General features: G+C 46.5%; 23 protein-coding genes. 17 read left to right on the plus strand and 6 right to left on the minus strand.

What is annotated here, in order from left to right; all coding sequences use genetic code 11:
• Window positions 1–19 precede the first annotated feature (19 nt).
• The 7 genes from NSQ57_RS02655 to NSQ57_RS02685 all read left to right on the plus strand — a co-directional run bounded on the left by NSQ57_RS02655 (window position 20) and on the right by NSQ57_RS02685 (window position 6,036).
• Window positions 20–745, plus strand: coding sequence for a phosphoribosylglycinamide synthetase (locus NSQ57_RS02655; protein ID WP_342425593.1), 726 nt, complete (start codon window positions 20–22; stop codon window positions 743–745).
• A gap of 151 nt (window positions 746–896) precedes the next feature.
• The gene (locus tag NSQ57_RS02660; RefSeq protein ID WP_029515983.1) at window positions 897–1,802 is read left to right on the plus strand and encodes a M15 family metallopeptidase; all 906 of its coding nucleotides are present in this window, start codon (window positions 897–899) and stop codon (window positions 1,800–1,802) included.
• A gap of 90 nt (window positions 1,803–1,892) precedes the next feature.
• Complete coding sequence (locus NSQ57_RS02665; RefSeq protein ID WP_342425594.1) at window positions 1,893–2,450, plus strand: hypothetical protein; 558 nt, start codon at window positions 1,893–1,895, stop codon at window positions 2,448–2,450.
• Window positions 2,450–2,788 (plus strand): hypothetical protein, encoded by a 339-nt coding sequence (locus NSQ57_RS02670; RefSeq protein WP_069010810.1) that lies wholly within the window; start codon window positions 2,450–2,452, stop codon window positions 2,786–2,788. The genes NSQ57_RS02665 and NSQ57_RS02670 overlap by 1 nt, the downstream gene beginning before the upstream one ends.
• Window position 2,789: 1 nt before the next feature.
• Window positions 2,790–4,223: a glutathionylspermidine synthase family protein gene (locus NSQ57_RS02675; protein ID WP_049816912.1), complete on the plus strand. Its 1,434-nt coding sequence runs from the start codon at window positions 2,790–2,792 to the stop codon at window positions 4,221–4,223.
• Window positions 4,224–4,319: 96 nt separating this feature from the next.
• Window positions 4,320–4,733 (plus strand): DUF350 domain-containing protein, encoded by a 414-nt coding sequence (locus tag NSQ57_RS02680; protein WP_029515979.1) that lies wholly within the window; start codon window positions 4,320–4,322, stop codon window positions 4,731–4,733.
• Window positions 4,734–4,959: 226 nt separating this feature from the next.
• The gene (locus NSQ57_RS02685; protein ID WP_340954026.1) at window positions 4,960–6,036 is read left to right on the plus strand and encodes a Gfo/Idh/MocA family oxidoreductase; all 1,077 of its coding nucleotides are present in this window, start codon (window positions 4,960–4,962) and stop codon (window positions 6,034–6,036) included.
• A 215-nt stretch (window positions 6,037–6,251) separates the two neighbouring features.
• On the opposite strand, the gene NSQ57_RS02690 is transcribed toward NSQ57_RS02685, so the two are convergent.
• Window positions 6,252–7,721, minus strand: coding sequence for an MFS transporter (locus NSQ57_RS02690; RefSeq protein WP_029515976.1), 1,470 nt, complete (start codon window positions 7,719–7,721; stop codon window positions 6,252–6,254).
• A gap of 164 nt (window positions 7,722–7,885) precedes the next feature.
• Here NSQ57_RS02690 and NSQ57_RS02695 point away from each other — a divergent pair, with 164 nt between their 5' ends.
• Window positions 7,886–8,311: a MarR family transcriptional regulator gene (locus NSQ57_RS02695; RefSeq protein WP_029515975.1), complete on the plus strand. Its 426-nt coding sequence runs from the start codon at window positions 7,886–7,888 to the stop codon at window positions 8,309–8,311.
• A gap of 94 nt (window positions 8,312–8,405) precedes the next feature.
• On the opposite strand, the gene NSQ57_RS02700 is transcribed toward NSQ57_RS02695, so the two are convergent.
• On the minus strand, window positions 8,406–8,984 hold the full coding sequence (locus NSQ57_RS02700; protein ID WP_029515974.1) for a TetR/AcrR family transcriptional regulator: 579 nt from the start codon (window positions 8,982–8,984) through the stop codon (window positions 8,406–8,408).
• Between the two features lie 188 nt (window positions 8,985–9,172).
• Between NSQ57_RS02700 and NSQ57_RS02705 the strand changes: the two genes are divergently transcribed.
• Window positions 9,173–10,396, plus strand: coding sequence for an MFS transporter (locus NSQ57_RS02705; protein WP_029515973.1), 1,224 nt, complete (start codon window positions 9,173–9,175; stop codon window positions 10,394–10,396).
• A 17-nt stretch (window positions 10,397–10,413) separates the two neighbouring features.
• On the opposite strand, the gene NSQ57_RS02710 is transcribed toward NSQ57_RS02705, so the two are convergent.
• Together NSQ57_RS02710 and NSQ57_RS02715 are read right to left on the minus strand one after the other, a co-directional pair.
• Window positions 10,414–10,842, minus strand: a complete 429-nt coding sequence (locus tag NSQ57_RS02710; protein ID WP_029515972.1) for a DUF3995 domain-containing protein — start codon at window positions 10,840–10,842, stop codon at window positions 10,414–10,416.
• 12 nt (window positions 10,843–10,854) lie between these two features.
• A complete protein-coding gene (locus NSQ57_RS02715) occupies window positions 10,855–11,418 on the minus strand; it encodes a TetR/AcrR family transcriptional regulator (RefSeq protein ID WP_165148092.1) in 564 nt (187 codons plus the stop codon).
• A gap of 504 nt (window positions 11,419–11,922) precedes the next feature.
• Between NSQ57_RS02715 and thrS the strand changes: the two genes are divergently transcribed.
• Complete coding sequence (gene thrS, locus NSQ57_RS02720; RefSeq protein ID WP_029515969.1) at window positions 11,923–13,836, plus strand: threonine--tRNA ligase; 1,914 nt, start codon at window positions 11,923–11,925, stop codon at window positions 13,834–13,836.
• A 154-nt stretch (window positions 13,837–13,990) separates the two neighbouring features.
• On the opposite strand, the gene NSQ57_RS02725 is transcribed toward thrS, so the two are convergent.
• Window positions 13,991–14,791, minus strand: a complete 801-nt coding sequence (locus NSQ57_RS02725) for a GTP pyrophosphokinase family protein (RefSeq protein ID WP_029515968.1) — start codon at window positions 14,789–14,791, stop codon at window positions 13,991–13,993.
• A 277-nt stretch (window positions 14,792–15,068) separates the two neighbouring features.
• Between NSQ57_RS02725 and NSQ57_RS02730 the strand changes: the two genes are divergently transcribed.
• Genes NSQ57_RS02730 through NSQ57_RS02740 form a run of 3 tightly spaced genes read left to right on the plus strand, consistent with a single transcriptional unit; the run spans window position 15,069 to window position 17,217 of the window.
• Window positions 15,069–15,530, plus strand: coding sequence for an S-ribosylhomocysteine lyase (locus tag NSQ57_RS02730; RefSeq protein ID WP_342425595.1), 462 nt, complete (start codon window positions 15,069–15,071; stop codon window positions 15,528–15,530).
• Window positions 15,531–15,535: 5 nt separating this feature from the next.
• The gene (locus NSQ57_RS02735; RefSeq protein WP_029515966.1) at window positions 15,536–16,306 is read left to right on the plus strand and encodes an SDR family NAD(P)-dependent oxidoreductase; all 771 of its coding nucleotides are present in this window, start codon (window positions 15,536–15,538) and stop codon (window positions 16,304–16,306) included.
• A gap of 29 nt (window positions 16,307–16,335) precedes the next feature.
• Window positions 16,336–17,217, plus strand: a complete 882-nt coding sequence (locus NSQ57_RS02740; protein WP_342425596.1) for a MetQ/NlpA family ABC transporter substrate-binding protein — start codon at window positions 16,336–16,338, stop codon at window positions 17,215–17,217.
• A gap of 40 nt (window positions 17,218–17,257) precedes the next feature.
• On the opposite strand, the gene NSQ57_RS02745 is transcribed toward NSQ57_RS02740, so the two are convergent.
• A complete protein-coding gene (locus NSQ57_RS02745; protein WP_342425597.1) occupies window positions 17,258–18,097 on the minus strand; it encodes an AraC family transcriptional regulator in 840 nt (279 codons plus the stop codon).
• Between the two features lie 238 nt (window positions 18,098–18,335).
• Between NSQ57_RS02745 and NSQ57_RS02750 the strand changes: the two genes are divergently transcribed.
• The 4 genes from NSQ57_RS02750 to NSQ57_RS02765 all read left to right on the plus strand — a co-directional run bounded on the left by NSQ57_RS02750 (window position 18,336) and on the right by NSQ57_RS02765 (window position 25,012).
• Window positions 18,336–20,519 (plus strand): alpha-galactosidase, encoded by a 2,184-nt coding sequence (locus tag NSQ57_RS02750; protein WP_342425598.1) that lies wholly within the window; start codon window positions 18,336–18,338, stop codon window positions 20,517–20,519.
• Between the two features lie 121 nt (window positions 20,520–20,640).
• The gene (locus NSQ57_RS02755) at window positions 20,641–22,425 is read left to right on the plus strand and encodes a sensor histidine kinase (protein ID WP_340931265.1); all 1,785 of its coding nucleotides are present in this window, start codon (window positions 20,641–20,643) and stop codon (window positions 22,423–22,425) included.
• Window positions 22,418–23,968 (plus strand): response regulator transcription factor, encoded by a 1,551-nt coding sequence (locus NSQ57_RS02760; RefSeq protein ID WP_340931266.1) that lies wholly within the window; start codon window positions 22,418–22,420, stop codon window positions 23,966–23,968. Before NSQ57_RS02755 ends, NSQ57_RS02760 begins: the two co-directional genes overlap by 8 nt.
• A gap of 87 nt (window positions 23,969–24,055) precedes the next feature.
• Window positions 24,056–25,012 (plus strand): sugar ABC transporter permease, encoded by a 957-nt coding sequence (locus tag NSQ57_RS02765; RefSeq protein ID WP_029515960.1) that lies wholly within the window; start codon window positions 24,056–24,058, stop codon window positions 25,010–25,012.
• The last annotated feature ends 9 nt before the right edge of the window (window positions 25,013–25,021 follow it).

Raw genomic sequence — 25,021 nt, forward strand, 5'->3', positions numbered from 1 at the left:
CAGAGAAAGGATGAAGGCGATGACTAGGCCGCGAGTGAAGCTGAAAGTAACTGACGGTCAATGGATAGCGGAATTAGACGGAAATGGCTTGGAAGGCGAATCAACGGGTGTACCTTCCGCACATGCTGTCCAATGGATGGGTCCAGCGCCTGTACTAAACCCCGAACAGCGAAAGGCATGGCTGGAGCAGCTAAAAGCAGATCCTTTGGACATCTACCGCTTTTTGCAAGGGAAAACCTGTCTATCGCTGGATGAGATCGTTCAGCTAGCAGCTGAGACAGCCACTTCCAGCATGGAGGATGGCGTGGGTGTAGTCGACGATGTGAAGAAGGCTCTTCAGACCGGGATGGAAAGCGAGCCGCAGACCTGTCTGGAACTGATCGGAATGACGCGGGAAGAGCTGCTGGAGTACGTATTCAGTGCTTGGGCCGGAGAGTTATCTCATGTGCAGGGGACATCCCCCGCGCTTGAGTCTACCTCGCGGCCGGAGGGCGGACGCAGTGGATCGGCAGCGATTAGCGAATGGATTGCCGAGTCAGCGGCAGAAGGAGCATTACATCGTCCCGGTGCAGGTTTTCATGCGATTGAGATTCATCTGCCGCAGAAGCTTGTTCCTAAGAAAGAAGCGGATATTACGGCTTTGCTGCCGGGTTTACCCCGTGCGGAAGAGGCATTGAAACTCATACGTGAACGGGTAGCCGAGCGGGCCCGAGCTGCAATTCCGCAAAAACGTCATACTCCGTAACAATTCGGGTATATACTTCCTTTTTCGAGTCTATTCGCCTTCATCGAACGGGATAACGGCTTCGAAGAGTGTCCAAAGTTCAGTTACAATGGGGGAACGGAAAAATCACTGCAAGTCATGTATCAATTGCAATATTGGAGGAGATACCAGCATGAAACGACATATACAACAGACGCGCACATCTCAGCGATGGACCAAAGCGCTCATTCCAGGGCTGATCCTGCCAGGGCTATTACTGGCAGCCTGCCAGCAGGGAGGATCAGGTGGACAGGAAAGCGAGCCGTTAAAGTCATCTACAGCGGTACAGGAGAATGTGCAGCCTTCCACCCAGCCGGATGCGGGCAATGGCAGCACTAGTGCTGGACAAGCCTCTGCGGGTACAGAAAGTGGACAAGCCGACCCTGTGATGGCGTTGCGGAGCCAGAGTGCGCTGCAAGCCACGGTTAAGGAAGAGGATGGAACCGCGATTGTCACCAATGCGACTTCGGATACAGTCGTTGTGAACAAAAAGCGCAGCTTGCCTGTGGGCTATGTCCCAGACGACCTGGTGGAGCCGCAGGTGCAATTTTCCTTCGAGGGACCGCACGAAAAGCGGCATTTGCGTAAAGAAGCGGCAGAGGCACTGGAGAAGCTGTTCGACGGTGCGAAAAAGGACGGCATTGAGCTGCGTGCGGTATCGGGATACCGTTCCTATAAGCGTCAGGTGTCTATTTTCGACAACAATGTAAAGACAAAGGGACAGGAATATGCCTCTAAAGTCAGCGCTGTACCGGGTACGAGTGAGCATCAGACGGGATTGTCCATTGATGTATCCAGCCCAAGCGTAGGTAATGCGCTGGAGCAATCCTTCGGAGCTTCCAAGGAAGGCGAATGGTTGGAACAACATGCACCGGAATACGGATTTATTATTCGTTATATGAAGGGTAAGGAAGATGTGACCGGCTACGTGTACGAGCCTTGGCATATCCGTTATGTGGGAATAGACATTGCGGAGGATGTAGCCAAGCAGGGGATGACGCTGGAGGAATATTTCGACGAGAACAATATCAAGCTGTAGCAGCTAAAATCAAGCCGTAATCCTAGGGATTGCGGCTTTTTGTCGTGTTTTTCTTCCAAATTGAACCTTTTCAAGGTAGAATCTCGTATAGTGATCAACGACAGAAGCGCCTTGATTTGTTGCAAACCTCATGACAGAAGCGTACAGGAAGGGAAGGGAATCATCATTTATTATTCATTAACGTATCGCGAATGGTCGGAAGACACTCAAAAGGAACTGCGCAGCCTGACACGGGAATCCGTATCGGGAGATGAGCTGTTTCTACGCAAGCTTGTAGACGCTACGCGTCTCCATGACAAACTATGGTCGCATATCTCGAATGAAAGTGAGGAACATACGGATCATTCCGTCTATGTGACTGAATTTACAGGGGAACGTGCAAAGCCTTACGGTGCGTCTATCACAGACCTCGTGCTTGCCAGTGAGGGAGGTTACACTTCCACATACAGTGCAATGTACTGGATATGGCATGAACCTGCATTCCATAGTATGGATCAGCGGGAAAGTTCGGTATTTACTTTGGAGTTGGCCCAACGGCTATTAGATCACTATACAGTACTGGGTGGCAAAACATATGAATTTATATATTCGGTACTGGACCCTCAGCTGAAAAAGGTACATCTGTTTGTGAAGGAGGTCGATCTGTGATGGAGCATTCTTGGGAAAAAATGAAATCCAAGCCCGGCTCTCGTACACGGATGGCGGCCTTCGCCCTGATGTTGGCTGTCCCGGCCGCTCTGACGGGTTGCGGTGACGACGAGTATTATGACTGCGATGAGCTTCCTATATCGGAACAAACGGCGTGTCGGGATTCAGGCAGCAGTGGGTATTACTATGGCGGATCGACTTATTATAGTGGAGGCTCCTCATACCATAGCAGTCGTTCTTCTTCCAGCTCATACCGCAAAAGCTCATCCTCATCTTCCAGCTCACACAGCGGTTTTGGCAGCAGCGGCTCACGCAGCGGCTTTTTCTCTGGGGGTTAAGATGAGCATGCGCACGATTCGGCAATTGCCTTATGAACATGATGAGCTTTTTAAGGGTGAAATCAGCCGTATCATCCCGTATCACCGCATGTATGGCAAGTCCTATTGCGTGCCGGCCTTAACGGTATATCGGGAAAGCGAGCTGGCAGAGCTTCAGGTTGCTTCTGAGGCGGTACATCGTATTTATCGCAAGGTTCAGCAATTCGTTCAGCGCTATATGCCGGATGAATACCTGGTGGAACGGTTGGGGATTCATCCGGGCTTGCTGCGTGCTGCACGTATGGAGGCCGAGCCGGATGGGATAACCCGCCAGGACTGGATTGTGGGGGAAGCGGGTATCAAGTGCATTGAGAATAACACCGATACCCCAACCGGAATTCCCGAGGTGGCTTATCTCGAAGGAAAGCTGCTAGAGGTGCTGAGTAAGGGAGGAATGTCGGAGGATGACAATGCACTACATGGACCCTCAACTGGAATGGACGAGGCGATTCAGTCTGCCTTGACGGAGCTCATTCATTTTTATAGCCGCAAGGGATTAGGGACAAAGGTGTATTTCACTTGCTATGACTGGCACATCGAGGATCAGACGAACACCAAATATATTATGCGTTTATGTGAACAAGCCGGATTCGAAGTCGTTTATGCTCCTTTGGAAGAACTGGAGATTATCCCGAATGAAGGATTGTATCACCGGGGAGAGCAGATCCGTATTCTCTATCGCCTGTATCCGCTGGAGTATCTAATTGATGACCGGGAGGAGAATACGGGGCTTGAGGTGGGGCAGGCGCTAATGGATATGGTGGCAGACGGGAAAATAGGATTAATCAACCCACCGCAGCATATCATTACCCAGAGCAAAGGGTTCACCGCAACCGTTTGGTCACTGTATGAGCGCAATGAGCAGACACCAGAGTTCTGTGGTTTTCGTTTGTTTGACGATCGCGAGCTGGAGGTGATACGAACCTACCTGCTGCCTACGTATTTTGAACCCTCGGTGTTTATGCAAAATAAAGAGCCCTATGTGGCCAAAGGTATATGGGGTCGGGAGGGTAAAGGGACGCACTTGATTGAACATACCGAAGACGAGGAGAGACTAGAAGGTGTCTTGGGAAAGGTTCAAAATGCGAAGACCGACCATCCTGATCTGCTTCACCAAGCTGATGCCCCACGAACGCCTGAGCAGGAGGAAGCCGCACATGTTGCCGCTTATTATGAAGGACAGCCTAAGATTTATCAGCGGCTGTGGCCGATGCAGACCGCAGAGGTACAGACCGAGGAAGGGCTATTTCACGGCTATGTGTTAACAGGCATATTTGTAATTGGGGGGCGTTTTGCGGGTGTCCTGCCGCGAATCGGTGAAAAGGTAACAGGTGATATGGCCTACTATTGCGCCGCCGCCGTTGCCACCGTACATCCTAATCCGCCGGTTGTATAAGCTAAATTGAAAAATATACAATATTCGAACATATCTGTTTCATTTTCACAAGTGAGGATTTTGCAAAATCCTGAAGTATCATAAGGAGGAAAAAAATTGGACTCTCATATCAGTTTGGGCAACGCACTGGGCAATGTAGGTATCGGCCTGCTTATCCTGTTTGCCATCTTAATCGTAGGTTATTTTGTGTTCAGCTTACTGACACGTTATAACGATAATCAAGAAATCGCACACGGCAATGAGGCGGCAGGCATCTATATGGGGGCAAAGCTGCTAGGTCTGTGTATCATCGTGGGGATGGTGTCGTACAGCAGTCATTCATGGCTCGATATGCTGGCCTGGTCGGCTGTGGGCATTGTAGTGCTGTGTCTCGTCTATGTGATTTTTGATCTGGTGACGCCGCGTACCAAGGTGTGCGAGGAAATTGCCAAGGGCAATGTGGCTCTGGCACAGCTGCTGCGTTCAATCATCGTCGGGGTTTCTTTTGTGGTAGGTACATTTTTGATGTAGTCGATATAGAGAAGGAATACCAAGGATCTGCAACACCGGACAACGGAGCTGCAGATCCTTTTTTTATGAGACATTGTATTCACTACCGGCATCGGACTGTTGAATTAAGGGTTGCAACGATCACTTCCTGTGGGGACTATTCTACAAAGCAACGGGTGATACTGCATAGCAAAAGGAATTTGCTACAGAGTTCAAACCAAATTGAAGAGAAGGGAGTTCTGAACATATGAGTACCACCACCTTCCCAACCAAACAAATTCGGATGGGTATCATTGGCCTGGGTCTTATCGCTGAATATCACATGAGATCACTCCACACCATCTCGGGGGTATCTATTGTGGCCGTTAGTGATGTGAATCCCCATCGCCTTCAAGCCATCGGAGAACAATTGCAACTGCCTGCTTCCAAGCGGTACGCCCATTATGAAGCATTAATCCGTGACCCAGAAGTAGATGCGATTCTGTCGCTGACACCCAATGATGTGCATTTTGACATTATTCGTATTGCGCTGGAAAAACACAAAGCTGTACTGGCAGAAAAACCATTGACTCTCACATGGGAGGAAGCGGATCGGTTGAAAAAGCTATATACAGCGAATCCGGTGCCTTTGCTGGTTCACTATAAGCATCGCTACGGCGCGGCCTTCCAATATACCAAGCAACTGCTGGATGAGCAAAAGCTGGGTAAAATCTATAACATTCAATTTCGTTATCTAATGGATGCATTTGCGCCGTATCGTCAGCATCCGTATACTTGGCGTCACAATTTAGCCAAGGCTGGTTCTGGAGTAGTGGGGGATACAGCCTCACATATCATTGATCTGGCCCGTTTTTTGGTGGGTGAATTTAAAAGTGTCGCAGCGCTGCTACATACCATTACACCCGAGCGGCTCGATCCGATCACGGGCCTGCCTGTAAAAGTGGATGTGGAAGATCTCGCTGCCTTTCATGGCATCGTAGGCGACAATACCGTGGGAACCTTTATCACACATAAAAATGCCATCGGCATACGGCACGATATCGAAGTCGATATCTATGGAGAACTGGGTACGCTGCACGCCAGCCTCAGTAATCCGGAAAGTATCCGCATTGTGCTGCGTGACCTAGAACACCCGGATGCCGAATACGAGACTTGGACTGTCCCTGCAATCTATAATCATACGGCCTATGAAGATTTTGTTGAGCTGGCAAGGGGAGAGTCTGTGGATCGTGCCCCCTTATTCGAGGACGGCTACAAAAACCAGTGGGTACTTGAGAAAATATTGCAATCATGGAAAGAGAATGGACGTTTAGTAGAAGTGTAGAGACCCGCAAGAGGGTTCCTTGGAAAGAGCAGCCATCTTGCGGTTTAGCAATTCAATTACCTGTAAAGACATCTTTTTCATCATTTTCGCATCGCAACGCTTATAGGGCCTTCGCCTTCACACTCCTTTACCATCAATTTTGTTCCGCATGCATAGTAATGTTTCATGTGAGCTCCACCCTTGTATCCCATTTTTAAAATTGTAAATGTTACTTTTTATCCCTTTTCTTGCTGCGTTCTTACCCGTCTAGCCCCGATCAGCCGCCAGCCTGTTAACAATGCCGCCACAAGACAGATGGACGCAGACGTCATAAAGACTACATGCATGCCTGCCAGAAAAATTTCTGGATGACCCGGGACCAAGCCGGTGACCCGATAACCAGCCTCTTTACTCATAATATAAAAGAGGATTGATGTGGCCAAGGTGATCCCCACAACCATACCGACGTTGCGAACCAGCGAATTGACGCTACCGGCTGAGCCGAGCTGTGTGCGGGGTACCGTGGACATAATCAGCGAGTTGTTCGGCGATTGGAATAAACCACTGCCAATGCCCAGCATGGCAATCCACAGACCCACGAGCGGGATGGAGCTGCCTGCATGCAGTTGGGCCAATCCAATCTGGGCAATGACCATAACGACCAGCCCGGCGAATGTGAGCAGTTCAGACCCGATTTTATCGGAAAGCGCACCGCTGAGTGGGGCCACAATAACCATAGAGATGGGGAACAACATCAGCAGGAACCCGGCATGAAAAGGCGACAAGTTCAGCATATTCTGCGCATAAAAAGGTGAAATGATGTTAAAGCAAAAGTTAGCGACGAACACCAGAAAAGCACACAAAATACTGAGCGAAAATAACGGATTTTTGAATAGCGCGAGCTGTAGCAGTGGCTGTGGACGACGAAGTTCCAATCGAATAAACATGGCAAAAGCAACTACAGCCATCACCAGCGAAGCAACGATACGTTTGTCGCCATACCCGACCTGTTGTCCCAGCAACAATCCGACGAACAAAGTGAGAATAAAAATAGCAAATACCAAGCTACCGGGAACGTCAATTTTATCTTTCACCTTGATCAAATCCTTCGGCAGAAGCTTCCAGCCAAGAAAGACAGCGACCAATCCTATCGGTACATTGACCCAGAAAATGTACTGCCAGCCGAGCGAGGAGACAATAATACCGCCCAAGCTTGGCCCGGCGATACTACCTAGAGAAACGAAGGTTCCAATGAGGCCAAGTGCTTTGCCCCGTTCATTGGAGGGGAAGACATCTGTCACAATCCCCTGGCTGTTTGCCATGGTCATGGACGCCCCAATCGCCTGAATAATGCGGGAAATCAGCAGCATAGAGAGCGAAGAGCTAAGACCGCACAATAGGGAGCCAAGAATGAATACGATTGTGCCGATTTTAAATATTTTGATTTTACCGACGATATCTCCAAGCTTGCCAAAAAATAAAATAGCGGTACATATCGCCATTAAATAGGCGGTTGTCACCCATTCAATCTGTGCTACGGGTAAATGTAATGTGCGAGACAACACAGGAAGAGCGATATTGACGATGCTTCCATCCAATGTGGACATAAATGTAAACAGATTCAAAACAATTAAAATCAGCCAACGTTTCTTCTGGACTTCGATATTCTCTTGATAGGTTGTAGCCGTTGTAGCAGTTGAACTCATCATTACACCTCGTTATCGTTGACAATTTTCATTTAGTTGCACGCGCAACTAAATGAACGGTTCTAGTGTACAGCAAATTAGTTGCGTGTGCAACAATATTATTGTAAACTTTGCTTTGGTCCCAACTGGGGATGTGTCATTTTTAAGCCAATGAGGTGTATTTGATGAGAAAAAAACAACCGATTGGAAAGCTAATTTCCCACCTGTACCGTCGTAATCAAAAAATATTGTCCAAAAAACTGACTCCTTACGGAATCGGCAGTGGAGGACAACACAGCTTTTTAAAGCTCATTTTGCAGCGGCCGGGCATTACACAAGAGCAGTTGACGAATGAACTTAAATTTGACAAGGCAACCACGGCGCGCTCTGTGAAACAATTGGAGGAATCAGGCTATATTGAACGGAAAACAGACCCAAATGACCGCCGTTCCCATCTTTTGTCTCCTACAGCCAAGGCGCTAGAATTTTCCCCTGTCCTACAAGGAATATTGGACGAGTCCAATGTCAGCCTTGTCCACAATCTATCCGAAGAGGAAGAGGACCTTCTGATCGACCTGCTGCAAAAAATTAGTATAGACCCTGACGAATAAACAAATCAGGAACTAGCCAGAGGATCGTGGCAGGTAAAAGAAAAAGCAGCCCTCACAGAGGATACTCTGTGAGGGCTGCTTGATGCCACGTCATTCAGTCCAAGCCAATTCCTTTGAACGCATTCATGACTAATTGTCGTACATAGGAGTCGTCTAATGGATAACCGGTTACCAACAATCGATAAAAAACGGGCCCATAAATGAGATCGATACATAATTCAATATCGAGATCTTCCTTCAATTCTCCGCGCTCCATTCCGCGCTCAATAAGAAGCCTGGCCTCAAGTCGCCGAGGGTGGAAATATCGGGTCCGGTATGCCTCTGACAATCCTGAATCAAGTTGCCCTTCGCCTATTAACTCCGTAATGATTTTACCCTCTCGACTTATTAAGAACCGCACTAAATTTGTGGCATGAATGAGAATATCATCTAATACAGAGCCCGTGTCGGGCACGGGCAATCTTGCTATGGTGGCTGACAGGAAACCATCCATCACTACGGCAGCTTTGTTAGGCCACCATTTATAAATGGTGGCTTTGCTAACTTTCGCTCGTTCAGCAATTTTTTCTACCGTAACCGCCCCAAAGCCTTGCTCCAACAGTAAATCATAGGAAGCGTTAAGGATAGATTTATGCGTCTCGACATTACGTGGACGTCCTCTTTTGCTCTGCACTGGAATGCTCACCTTCTTAATAGATATAAGTAACCACAAAAAATAAACTATACGTTCAGTATATCAAATACCATATAAAAATAAAAAGTTGATTTTGCCTATTTACAAAACGAAACGTTCAGTATATTATTTAACTATCGAATTAATGAACTATACGTTTAGTATTTAAATTAATGAGGAGGATTATCATGCAAAGAGAACAACAAGCCTTAGAAAGTAACCGTATCTCAAATTGGATGATGTTTTTGTTAGCAGCCGCATGCGGCCTTATTGTTGCCAACCTGTACTATGCTCAAACCCTTGTAGGACCTATTCATATTGCTATGGGTCTTTCTTCTACAGCCGCGGGCTTCATTGTCACCTTGACTCAAATCGGCTATGTGGTGGGATTGCTATTTATCGTACCGCTCAGCGACATTATCGAAAATCGACGGCTCATGGTCGTATCGCTAATCATTACAGTCTGTGCATTGGTTGTTGCCGCTTTTGCTACCAATGCCCCGTTGTTCCTGACCGCATCCTTGTTCATTGGAATTGGATCTGTGGTAGCCCAAATACTGGTGCCGTACGCCACCTATTTAGCATCCGAAGAGCAACGCGGCCGCGTTGTTGGGAATGTCATGAGCGGACTCTTGCTAGGCATTATGTTCGCACGGCCAGTAGCAAGCTTTATCACCAGCATCTGGGGGTGGCAAGCCGTATTTATTTTGTCAGCCATTGTCTTGACGCTGTTGACGATTCTGCTCTCGCGAGCTCTTCCAGAACGCAAGCCTGTGCCTACGGTATCTTACAGTAAATTGATTTTCTCGTTAGGTACTCTTCTAAAACAAACGCCTGCATTGCGTCGCCGTGCCCTCTATCAAGCCTGCCTATTTGGTGCATTCAGCCTATTTTGGACTGTTGTTCCTCTACGTTTGGCGGATGATTTCGGAATGTCCCAACAAGGGATTGCATTGTTTGCTTTAGTAGGCGTAGGTGGTGCGGTAGCTGCTCCGATTGCCGGGAGATTGGCGGATAAAGGCTGGAGTAAAGTATTAACCGGGTTAGCTATGATCATTGCAGCCTTGTCTTTTTTACTCATCTATCTTTTTCAAAGTCATTCGACGGTTGCACTCGTACTTCTCTTTATTTCAGCGATTACACTGGATATGGCTGTATCGGGAAATCTTGTACTTGGACAGCGTGTGATTTACTCCTTGGGAAGTGAAGCGAGAGGGCGTTTGAATGGATTATTCATGTCTATTTTTTTCATAGGCGGAGCGATTGGATCATCATTAGGTGGTTGGTCGTATGCGTTAGGAGGTTGGAATTTCAGTGCTCTGATTGGAGTCGTCCTGCCTGTGCTGGCTTTGCTGTACTTTTTCACTGAGAAAGAAACGAGTGGAGATGTGCGAAAGAAACAAACCACCTGATAGAGGTCAGCTTTAAGTTATGCCGTACGCAAAAACATAATGATTAAAATGGCTGTTCCCAAGAGAAAGCAAAGGGGCGAATAGAGCACACTGTCCCATTTTGCAAAAACGGTTCCTTTCTTTCTCTTGCAGAACCCTACCCATTTGAAATCTCCTATAGAACGTAAAATAAATACGCACGACAACAAGCCTGCACCGTAGGAATGAAAGGACCTGAAAAACAGGAATTGTGTAACTCCACCTAGTTCTAGGACGAACCAAGCGGCTAAAGCTAGTAAAATGGCAACGGTCGATGTCCCTATTTTGGAGGGTTTAAAGAGTAAATCCGTTCCCGTGCTTGGGATCGCTGCCTTAGCGCCTTTTTGTCCGCCGAATACCCAATATAAATGCATGCCGCTCAGTACCCATAGAATTCCGCCAACTGCCCATGTAAGTAATTCCAACATCCCACATCCTCCTTAATTGGGTTCATTCGAAATCCACTCTGTCCAAATCATGTGAATATGCTGTTGAATGGCTTCGTCACTTAATGTCTCTTGCTTGTGACGCTCATACCAGCCTAAGTAGTAATGGTACAACATCCATGATCTCTGAAAGGCTTTCTCTGCCTGCATTCCCTTCTGTATTAAAAGTTCTTTCATAAACTCCATTCTCATCTGTTCAACTTCATCGAGCAAGGAACGGTAACTATCATCCTTCAATGACAGTTTTCGCAGATAAAACAGAAAATCTCCTCGTTTCGTCTTCCCGAACATCTGGGTTAACAACTCTTTGATCCGCTCATCTGCAGCAGCATGGATGATGGACGCTGCAATCACCTGTTGTGTCGTCTGTTCCTTCCATGTCTCCACAATCTGTCTAATGTAGCTGCTGCGATTGTTAAAATACCAATAAAAACTGCTCTTACTGCACCCCAAAGAAACGGCCATTTTTTCAACTACGAGTTGATCAATTCCACCCTGTTCAAAACGTTCGATTCCTTTCCGAATCCATTGTTCTTCTGTGACAATAATTCTAGGCATCTCTCCTTCTCCCTTTCTGTACGGTGTCGTCTAGATAAGTGTATATTATAGTGTTTTCAGAGCTGTGTAAATATGGATACATAAACGCCCACTTGAAATACCTGCGAATTTGATCTATAATGCTGTAGCATATAGTGATATTCAAGGCATTGACCAAAGACATGATTTCCTTGAAGGGCCGTTCAGAGAGAAAAGACGAGGCTGAGAGCTTTTCCGGCAACCGCATGTGAAGTTACCCCTTTGTAGCCGTGACGTTGAACATGTAGCTGTGCAATCTGACAGTAACATCAGTAAGCGCCCACCGCTTTATCCCCGTTAACGGATACCAATGGAGGGTCACGTATGTCGTGTATAAGCATGTTCCGATGAACATAAATGTACGCATAGGAGCGGGCCGAACTAGGGTGGAACCACGAGCTGAACGCACTCGTCCCTTGAGGGAGAGAGGCGTTTTTTTGCGTTCAATTTTTGATATAGCACACAATTTGAATGGAGGCTTTAATCGTGAGTATTCAAGTGAAATTGCCGGATGGAGCCGTACGCGAGTACGAGCAGGGCGTAACGATCGCCGATGTGGCGGGTTCGATCAGCTCCGGGCTGAAAAAGAACGCCGTAGCAGGTAAAGTGAATGGGAAGGCTGTAGACCTGAACACCGTTTTGGACCAGAACGTTGACCTTGAAATCATTACGCTGGACGGTGCAGACGGTCTGGAAATTTATCGCCACAGTACAGCGCATTTGCTGGCACAGGCGCTCAAACGCATTTACGGTGAGAAAAATGTGAAGCTGGGTATCGGTCCGGTCATCGACAGCGGCTTCTACTATGACATTGATATCGAAAACCCCTTGTCCGTTGACGACTTGGCCAAGATTGAGAAGGAAATGACGAAGATCGCACAGGAAAATCTGCCGATTACACGTCGTGTGGTCAGCCGTGAGGAAGCCACTCGTATTTTTGGAGAGTTGGAAGACCCACTGAAGCTGGAACTGATTCGTGATTTGCCGGAAGAAGCGGAAATTACGATCTATGACCAAGGCGAATTTTTTGACCTGTGTCGTGGCCCGCATTTGCCATCTACTGGCCGCATCAAAGCTTTTAAACTGTTGAGTGTAGCGGGTGCATACTGGAGAGGCGATTCCAACAACAAGATGCTGCAACGTATCTACGGAACAGCATTCCCGAAAAAAGCACAACTGGATGAGCACCTGCATTTGCTGGAGGAAGCAAAAAAACGTGACCATCGCAAGTTGGGTAAAGAGTTGGAACTGTTCATGTTCTCCGAAGAAGCACCGGGTATGCCGTTCTACCTGCCTAAAGGTATGGTTGTCCGCACTGCATTGGAAGATTACTCCCGTGACATTCAACGTCTGCATGGCTATGAGGAAGTACGTACACCGCTGATGATGAACAACCGGCTGTGGGAACAATCGGGACACTATGAGCATTACAAGGAAAACATGTACTTCTCCGAAGTGGATGAAACTACATTTGCTCTGAAACCGATGAACTGCCCAGGGCATATGCTTGTGTTTAAAAATGAGCTTCATTCTTATCGCGATCTGCCAATTCGTATAGCCGAATTTGGACAAGTGCATCGCCATGAGCTGTCCGGTGCGTTGAACGGTATGATGCGTGTTCGTACATTCTGTCAGGATGATGCGCATATTTTTGTCACACCAGGTCAGATTGAACAAGAGATTTCAGACGTAATTAAGCTGATTAACGAAATGTATAGTGTGTTTGGCTTTGACTTCACAGTGGAATTGTCCACACGTCCAGATGACTTTATGGGCGAGCCAGCACTGTGGGATCAAGCGGAACAAGCTCTGCAAAACGTGCTGGATCACCTGGGCATCAACTACCGTATTAATGCGGGAGATGGAGCATTTTACGGTCCAAAAATTGACTTCCACATTCTCGATGCGCTCAAACGCAGCTGGCAGTGCGGAACGATCCAATTGGACTTCCAAATGCCTGAAAAATTCGACCTCACTTATGTGGGCGAGGACAACCAAAAGCACCGCCCAGTCGTTATTCACCGTGCCATCTACGGTTCAATTGACCGCTTCATGGGCATCCTGACTGAGCATTTTACAGGTGCATTCCCATTATGGTTGGCTCCTGTTCATGCGAAGCTGTTGCCAGTATCCGAGAACTATATCGAGACTGCTAATGAGATACAGGATGCGTTGCTGAAAGCGGGTCTGCGCGTCGAAGTGGATACTCGCAATGAGAAGCTTGGTTATAAAATCCGCGAGGCGCAACTAGAGAAGGTTCCATATATGTTCGTTATCGGGGAAAATGAAAAAACAACCGGTACTGTAGCGGTTCGTAAACGCGGCGAAGGCGATCTGGGATCACTCAGCATTGCGGACATCGTTGAGAAAATCAGCACAGAAATCCGTGAGAAACAGTAATATTTGATCGAAAAAATGTGTAAAAGAGCCATCAAAACCATGATGAACGTGGTTTTGATGGCTCTTTTTTTGTACATTACAGAATTCAGCGTAAGACTGAACCAACGTTTTTGCAGCCTCGACGGAATTCTTAAGTTATCTTACACACAAAAACTTAGCAGGTTTGTGGCCGTGAAGTGGCGTGATCTGCGGGGAGGGAGAGTGTCTTCATGGACGACTCTTCGGATGGTTTCTCCGGGGTTTCTTCCGCATCCTGTTCCTCGCTAAGCGATAAAATTTCGCCGCGCAACTTCAGCATTTTCTGATCCAGCTCGTAGGTTGCACGTGCGGCTTCGGTCAATCCATTAACGACATGTTCAGGCACTTTCTTATCGAACTTATAATACAAAATATGCTCCATACTGGCCCAGAAATCCATAGCCAATGTACGCAATTGAATTTCAACCTTGATCCAACGTGTGCCCTCAAACAGGATCAGTGGAATTTCCACAATGACATGCAGGCTCTGATAGCCGTTGGGCTTAGGATGGGCTATATAGTCCTTGACCTCCAGAATACGAATGTCTTCCCGAGTGTGTAGATGATCCATCAGACGATAAATATCTTTCACAAAGGCGCATACCACACGCATCCCCGCGATATCATGAATTTCACGCAATATATTGTCCAAGGTCACTTCATGCCCTTTGCGCCGAACCTTTTCCACGATGCTGTGGGGCTCTTTGATTCGGGTTTTAATATGTTCAATCGGGCTAAAACCGTCTAACAGCTTCCATTCCGTCTGGATCAGCTTAATTTTATTCTTTAATTCTTCCAGAGCCAGCTGATAAAGGACGGGAATCTTTCTCCACTCCTCTAGTTGCTTGGCGTCAACACTGTTTTGATCCAGCTGTAGCTGAAATTCCTGCAAGGGTAATGGGACAGCATTCAGGTGCTTCCAATCCGGTTCATTCACAGAGCATTCTCCTAAATGAGGCTTATGATGTCCTCGATCTTTTTCGTAAAAATGCATTATCGTATACATTGTACACTATGTCAAAACCTACAGGCAAAGGAGAGACGGACAAAGAAAAAAAGAAATACGACAAGAATTATAGTGGTAAAACCGAGTAATCCGATGTATAATTACAAAAATGCTGATTTGGAGCATTTAATTCTTTGAAAAAAATCACAAATGTAGAGTATCCATCATTAGATTAAAAATATAAATTACAGAAAAGAGGAAAAGAAAAATGGCAAAAGTAGAAAGTTTTCAATTAGATCACACGATTGTAAAGGCTCCTTATGTAAGACCAGCGGGAGTAGAGCATGACGAAAAAGGAAGCACAGTACAAAAGTATGACTTGAGATTTTTGCAACCCAATGAAGATGCACTTCCGACAGCAGCTGTACATACGCTGGAGCACTTATTAGCCACGTATCTGAGAGATGAAATCAAAGGAATTATTGATATCTCTCCTATGGGATGCAGAACGGGGTTCTACTTGATTTTATGGAATGAACATGAGCCTGAGGAAATTGCACTCGCTTTGGAAAAAACCTTGAAAAGAATTCTGGAAACGACAGAGGTCCCGGCTGTTACTGCTTTGGAATGTGGGAACTACAAGGACCACTCCCTTTTCTCTGCGCAGGAATATGTGAAAATTGTATTGGAAGCAGGCATTAGCCGCGATCCTTTCGAAAGAGTATTGTAAAATCTATGATTTCGATTGACCTATCTCATCAGACAGCGGTAGTGACAGGCGGTAAGTCAGGCATAGGCAAGGGAATTGTAGAGCTTTTCATTCAAAGCGGAGCTAAAGTGATTTCTGCTGATATCTCTTATGAAGAGCCGTATAGAGTGGTCAATCCACAGTTGGTTGAAACTCAATTGGACATATCCAAACCGGATGATATCGAAAGATGGTGCGATTTACTAATCAGCGAAGCGGGAGTTCCTGATATATTGGTGAACTGCGCGGGTACTTCTACGATGGATTATGTCATTGATAGTGAGTTGGCTGATTGGGAGAAAGTATTTTCGATCAATTCAACCGGATTATATGTAACGTCCAAACGTTTTGCCAAAGAAATGGTGGCTGCTCGTAAAGCAGGACGAATTATTCAAATGGCTTCGCAGGCTGGAAAAAATGGATATCGGGCGATGGGCGGATATTGTGCTTCCAAACATGCGGTTCTCGGCTTGACCAAGGTGATGGCCATTGAGCTTGCCCGGCAAAATATTTTGGTAAATGCGGTCTGCCCTGGCATTGTAGAAACGCCGATGAAGCATCGTGAACGGATTGAAGGAGGCGTCATTCGCGGAATGACCGCTCAAGAAATATACGAAGAAGATTGTTCACAGGTCCCTTTGGGGAGAACGGCCGAGGTGGAGGATGTTGCCAATGTAGTGCTGTTTCTGGCAAGTCCGCTCTCTGCATACATGACAGGACAAGCGATTAATGTTACAGGTGGAATGACGATGCACTAGCATACTAGCATGATCTGGGGGAAAACAACATGAGAAAATCGTTCGTTTTACTATTAGGGATTAGTTTATTATTAATTGCCGCAGGATGTGGTACTAAAAGTTCGGACAGCAATGGCTCCGGCGCCGCTTCCGGTTCGGAAACGCAAAAAGTAGTCATCGGATCCATGGGCTCTGACGCCCAGATATGGAAGCATATTGCCCAGTCCCAGGCCGCCAAGGATGCCAAGCTGGACATTGAAGTGAAAGAAATTAACGGTGGAATCGAAACGAACAATGCAACCAAAGAAGGCGAAGTAGACGTGAATGCATTCCAATCATGGGCGTACCTGGTTAGCTATAACAAAGAGAGCAAAGCCGATTTGAAGGCGATAGCCACAACCTATCTGGAGCCGATGGGGATTTATTCGCAAAAATTCAAAAGCATCGATGAAGTGACTGACGGGGCTCTGGTAGCTTTGGCAGATAACCCGGCCAATACGGCAAGAGGTTTGAAGTTATTGGAAGCCTCCGGTTTGATCAAGCTTAAGGCTGACTTTAATGATGCCTTGGGTACAGTCAATGATATTACTAGCAATCCTAAAAACCTGAAATTTGAACTCATTGATGACAAAACAGGCCCACGAGTGATTCAAGATGTAGGCTTGGTGCTGATTGGGAATACGATTGCTTTAGAAGGGGGCCTGAATGTACTGAAAGATTCCTTGTTCCATGAGGAAATCAGTCAGGCAACCAAAAATAATATTAACGTTCTGGTGACTTCATCTGATAAGGCGAATGACAAAGGGCTGCAAAAGTTAGCGGATCTCTATCATAACGAGGATACCCAAAAATACATTAAAGATGAATTTGGTGGCACCAAAGTAGAGGTTAAAGAGCCGGTTTCTTATTTGGAAGGACAAACTACAAAATAAACTTATGAGGTCAGCCAGTTTTTCGGGTTGACCTCTTTTGTTAGTAGTCGGCTTGAGTTTGAGCATGGGTTTCGATTCGATAGTGTTTGGGGGAGAATCCCTTTACCTTTTTAAAAATTTTCGAGAAGAGTAAAGGGTCATTATAGCCGACTGAACGGGAAATATCACCGATCGAAAGTTCAGCGTTTCCCATCATTTCACATGCTTTGTTGATCCTATAGCGAATCAAATAATCCTGAATGCTTGTGTTCACTTGTTGTTTGAATAACGAACATAAATAGCTTCGATTGAGTCCTATAAAATTTGCAATGTGCTCAATGGTAATTTTCTGAGCATAATTCATTTCGATAAAATCCTTCACTTTTTCAACATAAATTTCTGCCCGGCTTTCCTTTTGTTCAGGAGGTGTTACCGGACCGAACTCTATAAGCTCAGATAACATTAGACATAGCAGACCGGTCAGTCTGGTTTCCCGAGCCTTATGGCATCCACTTGATTCGTTCATGAGTTGCAAATATTGATAAATCAAATGGTCTCCTTCAAAGTTGAGGATTGGACGCGTCATCGTTAGGCCTGCTTGCTTGAGGAGTGTTTCTGCCAGTGCCCCGTTAAAACCAAACCAGCAATAAGACCAAGGATTCACCACATCGGCTTGATAATAAGTGATGACCTGGGGGCAGATTAGAAACCACTGTCCTTTCCGCAAGCGATAACTGAACCCACCGACCTCGAAAGTACCTTCTCCGTCCAAAATATAATGGAGCAGATAGTGATCTCTTATAGCAGGTCCAAAAAAGTGACCGGGTATGCATTCCTCCATGCCAAACTGAGTTAGATACAATTCAGAGTGCTGTTTACTACGTGGCAAATATTCTATCACGCTAAATCTCCTTATGTAAATTATCAAGCATTATAACATAAATAGTGAGTACCATGCCATGTACTTCATATCTAAAATTAATATATCATTTCTGTAGAACCTACTGCTATATTGTTGGATCTTATCAAGCTTTACACCATATGAGCTTAGTTGATGCCTGCTACATAAAGATTCTTCTAAGTGCCTTTTTGGTGTGGATCTCCGATGATTATTATCTAAGAGAGGGGTTATTTTCCCAATGGGTATCATTGTTCAAGAGCAAACGGGGCTGTTTCATCTACAGTCATCGGGCATGAGTTATATTATTCAGGTTGTGGATGGATTTCCTGTGCACGTATACTGGGGAGATAGGCTGAAGCATCGCGAATCTACTGCCGATCTATTGCCTCACACTTCTGCGACGGCTGGATTGGATCGGCTACCGCAAGAGTATCCGCAGTATGGGAGTGGAGACTTCCGTACCCCGGCGTATCAGGTAGAACTTGAGGATGGAACTCGTATTACGGAGTTGAAGTACGATGGTTACCGTATCATGAAGGGAAAGCCATCATTAAGCGGGCTTCCGGCCGTATATACCGAGAATGAAGACGAAGCGGATACGCTGGAACTGGAATTAAAAGATGCCTTTTCAGGTCTTAAAGTGGTTCTTCTTTACACCGTTTTCGCGGATCGAAACGTAATCGCTCGTTCGGCTCGCTTGAGTAATGCGGGGGCAAAGAATCTTAGGCTCCTTCGTGCACTAAGCGCCAGTGTCGATTTTTCGGGTAAAAGCGATTTGGAATTTATGTATCTTTCGGGAGCATGGGCTCGAGAAGGGAATATTACCCGCAAACCGATTCTTCAAGGTGAAACCCGAATTGATAGTAAAAGGGGCATGAGCAGCCATCAACTCAACCCTTTTACTACATTGGTCACTCGGGAGACAACGGAAAGCTATGGCGAGGCATTCGGCTTTAGCCTTGTGTACAGCGGGGGGTTTGAGGCGGGAGCGGAAATGGATTCATTTGGCTCTACACGGTTTAACATCGGCGTGAACTCCTTTGACTTTTCGTGGTTACTGAGCCCAGGGGAGAGTTTCCAAACGCCAGAAGCCGTTATGGTTTACTCCGGTCAAGGCCTGGGAGATATGTCGCGGACGTATCATCGCTTGTATCGGACTCGACTTTGCCGAGGGAAATATCGGGACGAAGAAAGACCTATTCTGGTCAACAACTGGGAAGCTACCTATTTTGACTTCAATGCAGATAAGTTGGTATCGATCGCGAAAGAGGGGGCTGACCTAGGCATCGAACTATTTGTCTTAGATGACGGTTGGTTCGGAAAACGAGATTCCGACAATTCGTCTCTTGGCGATTGGTACGAGGATCGTCGGAAGCTGCCAGACGGACTTGCGGATGTCGCGAAACGTATCAATCAGCTGGGTGTTGAGTTCGGGCTCTGGTTTGAGCCAGAGATGATCTCTCCAGACAGTGAGTTGTACCGGGAGCATCCGGACTGGTGCCTTCACGTTCCGGGACGGAGGCGCAGCGAAGCCAGATGGCAACTAGTGCTGGACTATACTCGCAAGGAAGTGCGCGATTTCATCTACGATTCGCTTGCTGCCATTTTCTCCAGCGTGCCGGTTTCTTACGTGAAATGGGATATGAACCGCTGCCTGACGGAAATCGGTTCCGCTGCTCTGCCGCCAGAACGCCAATCCGAGACTGCTCATCGCTATGTTCTTGGATTGTATGAGCTATTGGAGCGCGTCACCACTGAATTTCCGCATATTCTTTTCGAGAGCTGTTCAAGTGGCGGAGGACGCTTTGATCCAGGCATGCTTTACTACATGCCTCAAGTCTGGACTAGTGATAATACCGATGCGGTGGAACGCCTGAAGATTCAATATGGAACTAGCCTTGTCTATCCTGTAAGCGCAACCGGGGCGCATGTCTCGGCAGTTCCGAACCATCAAGTTGGACGCATAACGCCCCTTGATTTTCGAGGTGATGTAGCCATGTCCGGGAATTTTGGATATGAGCTTGATCTCACGAAATTCACCGATGAGGAAAAAGAGACGGTCAAACGCCAAATCGCAGTCTACAAGCAGATTCGTGGTTTAGTACAGAAGGGTGACTTGTATCGCCTAAAGAGTCCGTTTGAAAATAACGAGTCGGCTTGGATGTTTGTTTCTGAAGACCAAGAGGATGCCATCGTCTACTATTTCCAAGTGATGGCTGTCCCGAACGCGCCTTGGCGAGCCCTCCGCCTTGACGGACTTAATCTAGAACTCGAATATGAAGTTCAGTCAGGAAATAGCGGGCAAAAGTCTATCCATGGGGGGGATAGGCTTATGAAGTTGGGGCTCCCTCTTGTCTACAGACAGAAAGACTATGAAAGTGGATGGTTCAGGCTCCGGGCAATAAGGTCCGGCAAGGCCTAAAGGATCAGTACAACTGTAAACTGCCAAAAGAGAAAAAACAATCGATTAGGTTATGCCCCTTTTTATATGAAAAGGGGCATTTTGCGCGTAGCAGCCGCACTGATCGGAGAGGGGGGAAGCCTTGTTTTTTATACGAATGATGAATGACATGAAACTGAGGAAGAAAATGACGCTTACATTCATTTCGGTAGCCGTTCTTCCCTTGCTGTTATGCGGTCTGTTTCTGACCGGGAGGCTTCGAGAGATTGTCATTAAGAACGCCTTTATGCAAGCATCCAACAATGTTGAAAGGGTCCGAAATCGTACAGGAGAACTGATTAAAGTTCCGCTGGACATCTCATACCGGCTAACCAATGACAGCCGGATGAAGATGGTGGCCAGCCAAAAGTATAACAGCTACCTCGAAGTCATTCAGGCATATCGGGGGTATACGGATATTCGTGACTACCTCCAGTTATACAAAGAGATATGCGGCATCCGTGTCTATGTCGCTAATCCAGGAGCGCTTAACAATTGGGAATTTATCCAGCCTGACGATACGATCACAACCGCAGATTGGTACAAGGAGGCTATAGATCAGAAAGGCTTGGCCGGATGGGATTTAATCAAGGATGAGAGGGACGGTTCCGATTATCTCAGTCTAATTCGTTCATTCTCAGTGGATTCACTAGGGCGAAAAGGAGTTCTGGTCATGAATGTAAACAAGCGCCAATTAAATTCAATCCTAGAGCAGGAATCGTTCCCTACCTTGATCGTAGATAACCGAAATCAGATCGTCGCGTCTAATGAAGTAAAGTTGTTCGGGAAGAATCTTTCCGAAATTCATGCTGACGAAAATATACTTTTCAATCAGGAAGGAAGTTACAACACGTTCATCAACGGAAAAGCGTCAAAAGTGGTGATCGCAAATCTAATTCCACAGAACAGCTGGAACGGACTTCGCGTCATTTCCATCTTTTCCGTTTCAGAGATCACCCGCGATGCCAATCAAGTGATATGGCTTGGCGGAATCGTGATCACGGCCAGCCTGATGTTTGCAGTCTTACTTATCTATGCTTCTGCTTCGCTATTATCCAGAAGGCTTCTCCGCTTGAGCAAACATATGACCAAAGTTGGCGCGGGCTCATGGGAAACATTTCTCCATATCGACGGAAAAGATGAAGTCGGTATACTATCAAGGCAATTTAACGCGCTCGTCAGCAGCGTGAACAATTTGGTGCAGGAGGTCCAAGAAACGAATCGTCAGAAAAATCTCGTAGAGCAAAGACAAAACGAGATCAAATTTAAAATGCTGGCCAGCCAGATTAACCCGCACTTTCTCTTCAATTCGTTGGAGTCCATCAGAATGGAGGCCCACATTCGCAAACAGGACGATATTGCTGAGGCAGTATGGCAGCTGAGCACGTTGCTTCGCAGCAGTCTGGAGGCTGGTAATGATAAGATTCCGCTACGCAAAGAACTTGAGCGGGTTAGCTGTTATCTTGATCTTCAAAAGTTTCGATATGAAGACCGTTTGAATTATCGTTTAACGGTTGATCCGAATTTGGAGGAGATGTTGGTCCCGCCGTTGATTATTCAACCTTTGGTGGAGAATTCTATTGTGCATGGCCTGGATAACCGAGCAGAAGGAGCTGTCATTGAAGTGAAAGTAAAGGAAATCCTGGAGGGGGTCCGAGTTATGGTACGTGATAACGGGGCCGGTTTCACGGCCGATCGTCTCGCTCTTGTACGGGAAGAGCTTGCTGCATCCCTACATGAACAGGAGGTCCAGCGGATTGGATTGCGAAACGTAAACGATCGTCTCGTCTTACTGTATGGGGCTTCTAGTGCCTTAAAAATCGAGAGCGAGCCTGGGAAAGGCACTTGTATTCAGTTTTTCATTCCTGGAGGGAATCCAAATGATTAAGGTAGTGATCGTTGATGATGAACCGAAGCTTCGTCAAGGCCTTCAAACGCTGATTCCATGGGAAAGTCTCGGATTTACCGTTATTGCTGCGGCAGCTAATGGAAAAGAAGCATTGAAAGTCATTGAGGAAAAGACTCCCGATGTCGTAATTGTCGATATCCGCATGCCGGTTATGGATGGTTTACAGTTGATTGAGCACTTGACATCTGACGGTCATCATTTGCATTTTATGATTCTCAGTGGATATGCCGACTTCGAGTATGCCAAACAAGCGATCAAATACGGGGTTGTCGGCTATCTCCTTAAACCGGTGGACGTCGCTGAAATGTCGGCCAACTTAAAGCGGATACGCGAGCGGATTGAAGAGGAGCGACTTCAAGGAGAGTGGCGTGAGAGGGAGATTATGAGTCGTGATTTTTGCCTGCATAGCCTGCTCATCCCGCAAGAGAAAACTGAGGATCCTGCCAAATTGAGAAGTAAGGCAAAAGAAGCGGATTTGTTGTGGACCAGCTATGAAGTCGTAGTCGTCTACCCGCGTGTTTCTGAAGTGGATCGTGCCGATGTGGTAAATCGGCTTTCGATTGAGTTAAAACCAAAGATAGAAGGGCAGATGATGGGGCTTGTAACTGTGATTCCCCCGTATACGGTTCTTCTGCTCAACGAGCTGCTGCGCGGGAGAAAACGACGTGAAAGTCTGTATAACGAGATTCGTAACGCCGTGGGTAATGTACGGTTCGTTGCTGCAACCGGAGGGGGAGTGTCTGTTCCCGAAGATATTTGCAAATCTTTTTTTAAGGCCCAGAAAGCAGTAAAACAAGCTTTTTTCAGCGAGAAGAACCGACTGATAGATCCGTATCCTCTCTTTTCGTCCTCGCTGGATTCTCCCCGATTGTCCGTCAATAAAGCCGAAGAAATGATGGAGGATTTCATCTTCCGCCTGTATTACAGTCTGGAGGTAGGAAACCAGGCTATAGTACTATCGTTGTTGAAAGAGGCGGCAGCATTTTTTCTCAAACAGGGGCAAGATGAGAAATCTGTTAAAGAATCCTTCTTCTTTCTGTCCAATGCAGTCATTCACAAGCTGACCGCGGGTTTCTGCATTGAGTTGAAAGAGACGGAGGCAGTTTCCCGTTTCCTAAATGGGATATATCAGCATGATCACCTAGATGATCTTTTGGAAGAGACCCACCGTTTCCTACTAGCATTGGGAAAAGACTCCGAACACCGTGGAAAGGAGCAGGAATTCAAGAAAATGATCGACTTCATTCACAGGCATTATGCGGACAATCTGAGGCTGGAAACGCTAGCCGGACTACTAAACTACAGTACCGCCTATTTAGGCCAGCTTTTCAAGAACAAGACTGGGGAGTACTTCAACACCTATCTGGACCGAGTCCGCATCCAAAAGGCCAAGGAGCTGCTGGATCAGGGAATGAAAGTATACGAAGTCGCTGAAAGCGTGGGCTATACAAGCGTCAACTACTTTTACAGCAAATTCAAAAGGTACGAAGGCCGTTCACCGTCGGAATATAGAAATCCATAATTTGTGTATGATTTTTTCCGAAATCCGTTGTATGGGCGCGGACTCCTCTCTGTTTTATGATGGATTTTAAGAGAGGGGATGAAAAAAATGAAAGCGGTAACAGTGGTTTCGGAAAAGGCATACAAAAAGACGGAGAGGAATGCTTGGAAGGTATTTAAAAGCCAGAGGTATCTTTACTACATGTCCATTCCGTTTGTTATTTGGGTTTTTGTCTTCCAGTATTTGCCGCTATGGGGCTGGACAATGGCCTTTCAAAAATATAAACCCGGTTTGAGTTTTTTTGAGCAAAAGTGGGTGGGCTTGGAGCATTTTCGTACTTTGTTCCGAGATGATCATTTCTACCAAGTGCTGCGGAACACGCTGGCTATGAGTCTTATGGGACTGATCGCCGGTTTTATCGTGCCGGTTGTCTTTGCTTTACTGCTCAACGAGGTTCGTATCCAGGTTATAAAACGATTTGTTCAGACGGTATCTTATCTGCCGCACTTTGTTTCATGGGTGGTTGCTGCAGGCATTGTCACCAAAATGCTTTCAGCGGATGGCGGTGTCGTGAATGATATGTTCATGGGTCTAGGCATCATCGAACAGCCGATCCAGTTTATGGCCCAAGGTAAATTATTTTGGTGGGTTGTAACCTTCGGAGACATCTGGAAGGAAACAGGTTGGAACGCCATTATTTATCTGGCTGCCATCGCCGGTATTGGTCCTGAATTATACGAGGCTGCGCGGGTCGACGGCGCTAGCCGATTCCGGCAAATGTGGCATATCACGCTGCCAGGGATCCGGCCGACCATTATCATCCTCCTGATTATGTCTATTGGTCATTTGCTCGGTACGGGATTCGAGAAACAATTTTTGCTGGGCAATCACCTGGTCATTGATTACTCTGAAGTACTTGATTTGTATGCGCTTAATTATGGTCTGGCGATGGGACGTTACTCTTTCGGAACGGCAATTAATATCTTTAATTCGGTGATAAGCCTGATCCTATTGTTTGCGGCTAACGGAATCTTTAAGCGCTATACCAACGAGAGTATTATGTAGGGAGGATAA

This window comes from Paenibacillus sp. FSL L8-0502 (assembly GCF_038593055.1).
Classification (GTDB): Bacteria; Bacillota; Bacilli; order Paenibacillales; family Paenibacillaceae; genus Paenibacillus; species Paenibacillus polymyxa_D.

What these genes read in the sequence shown, in the direction of transcription:
- NSQ57_RS02655 (WP_342425593.1), top strand. Translation starts at nt 20, where the DNA reads ATGACTAGGCCGCGAGTGAAGCTGAAAGTAACTGACGGTCAATGGATA.
- NSQ57_RS02660 (WP_029515983.1), top strand. Translation starts at nt 897, where the DNA reads ATGAAACGACATATACAACAGACGCGCACATCTCAGCGATGGACCAAA.
- NSQ57_RS02670 (WP_069010810.1), top strand. Translation starts at nt 2,450, where the DNA reads ATGGAGCATTCTTGGGAAAAAATGAAATCCAAGCCCGGCTCTCGTACA.
- NSQ57_RS02675 (WP_049816912.1), top strand. Translation starts at nt 2,790, where the DNA reads ATGAGCATGCGCACGATTCGGCAATTGCCTTATGAACATGATGAGCTT.
- NSQ57_RS02685 (WP_340954026.1), top strand. Translation starts at nt 4,960, where the DNA reads ATGAGTACCACCACCTTCCCAACCAAACAAATTCGGATGGGTATCATT.
- NSQ57_RS02690 (WP_029515976.1), bottom strand. Translation starts at nt 7,721, where the DNA reads ATGAGTTCAACTGCTACAACGGCTACAACCTATCAAGAGAATATCGAA.
- NSQ57_RS02695 (WP_029515975.1), top strand. Translation starts at nt 7,886, where the DNA reads ATGAGAAAAAAACAACCGATTGGAAAGCTAATTTCCCACCTGTACCGT.
- NSQ57_RS02705 (WP_029515973.1), top strand. Translation starts at nt 9,173, where the DNA reads ATGCAAAGAGAACAACAAGCCTTAGAAAGTAACCGTATCTCAAATTGG.
- NSQ57_RS02710 (WP_029515972.1), bottom strand. Translation starts at nt 10,842, where the DNA reads ATGTTGGAATTACTTACATGGGCAGTTGGCGGAATTCTATGGGTACTG.
- NSQ57_RS02715 (WP_165148092.1), bottom strand. Translation starts at nt 11,418, where the DNA reads ATGCCTAGAATTATTGTCACAGAAGAACAATGGATTCGGAAAGGAATC.
- NSQ57_RS02730 (WP_342425595.1), top strand. Translation starts at nt 15,069, where the DNA reads ATGGCAAAAGTAGAAAGTTTTCAATTAGATCACACGATTGTAAAGGCT.
- NSQ57_RS02735 (WP_029515966.1), top strand. Translation starts at nt 15,536, where the DNA reads ATGATTTCGATTGACCTATCTCATCAGACAGCGGTAGTGACAGGCGGT.
- NSQ57_RS02740 (WP_342425596.1), top strand. Translation starts at nt 16,336, where the DNA reads ATGAGAAAATCGTTCGTTTTACTATTAGGGATTAGTTTATTATTAATT.
- NSQ57_RS02750 (WP_342425598.1), top strand. Translation starts at nt 18,336, where the DNA reads ATGGGTATCATTGTTCAAGAGCAAACGGGGCTGTTTCATCTACAGTCA.
- NSQ57_RS02760 (WP_340931266.1), top strand. Translation starts at nt 22,418, where the DNA reads ATGATTAAGGTAGTGATCGTTGATGATGAACCGAAGCTTCGTCAAGGC.
- NSQ57_RS02765 (WP_029515960.1), top strand. Translation starts at nt 24,056, where the DNA reads ATGAAAGCGGTAACAGTGGTTTCGGAAAAGGCATACAAAAAGACGGAG.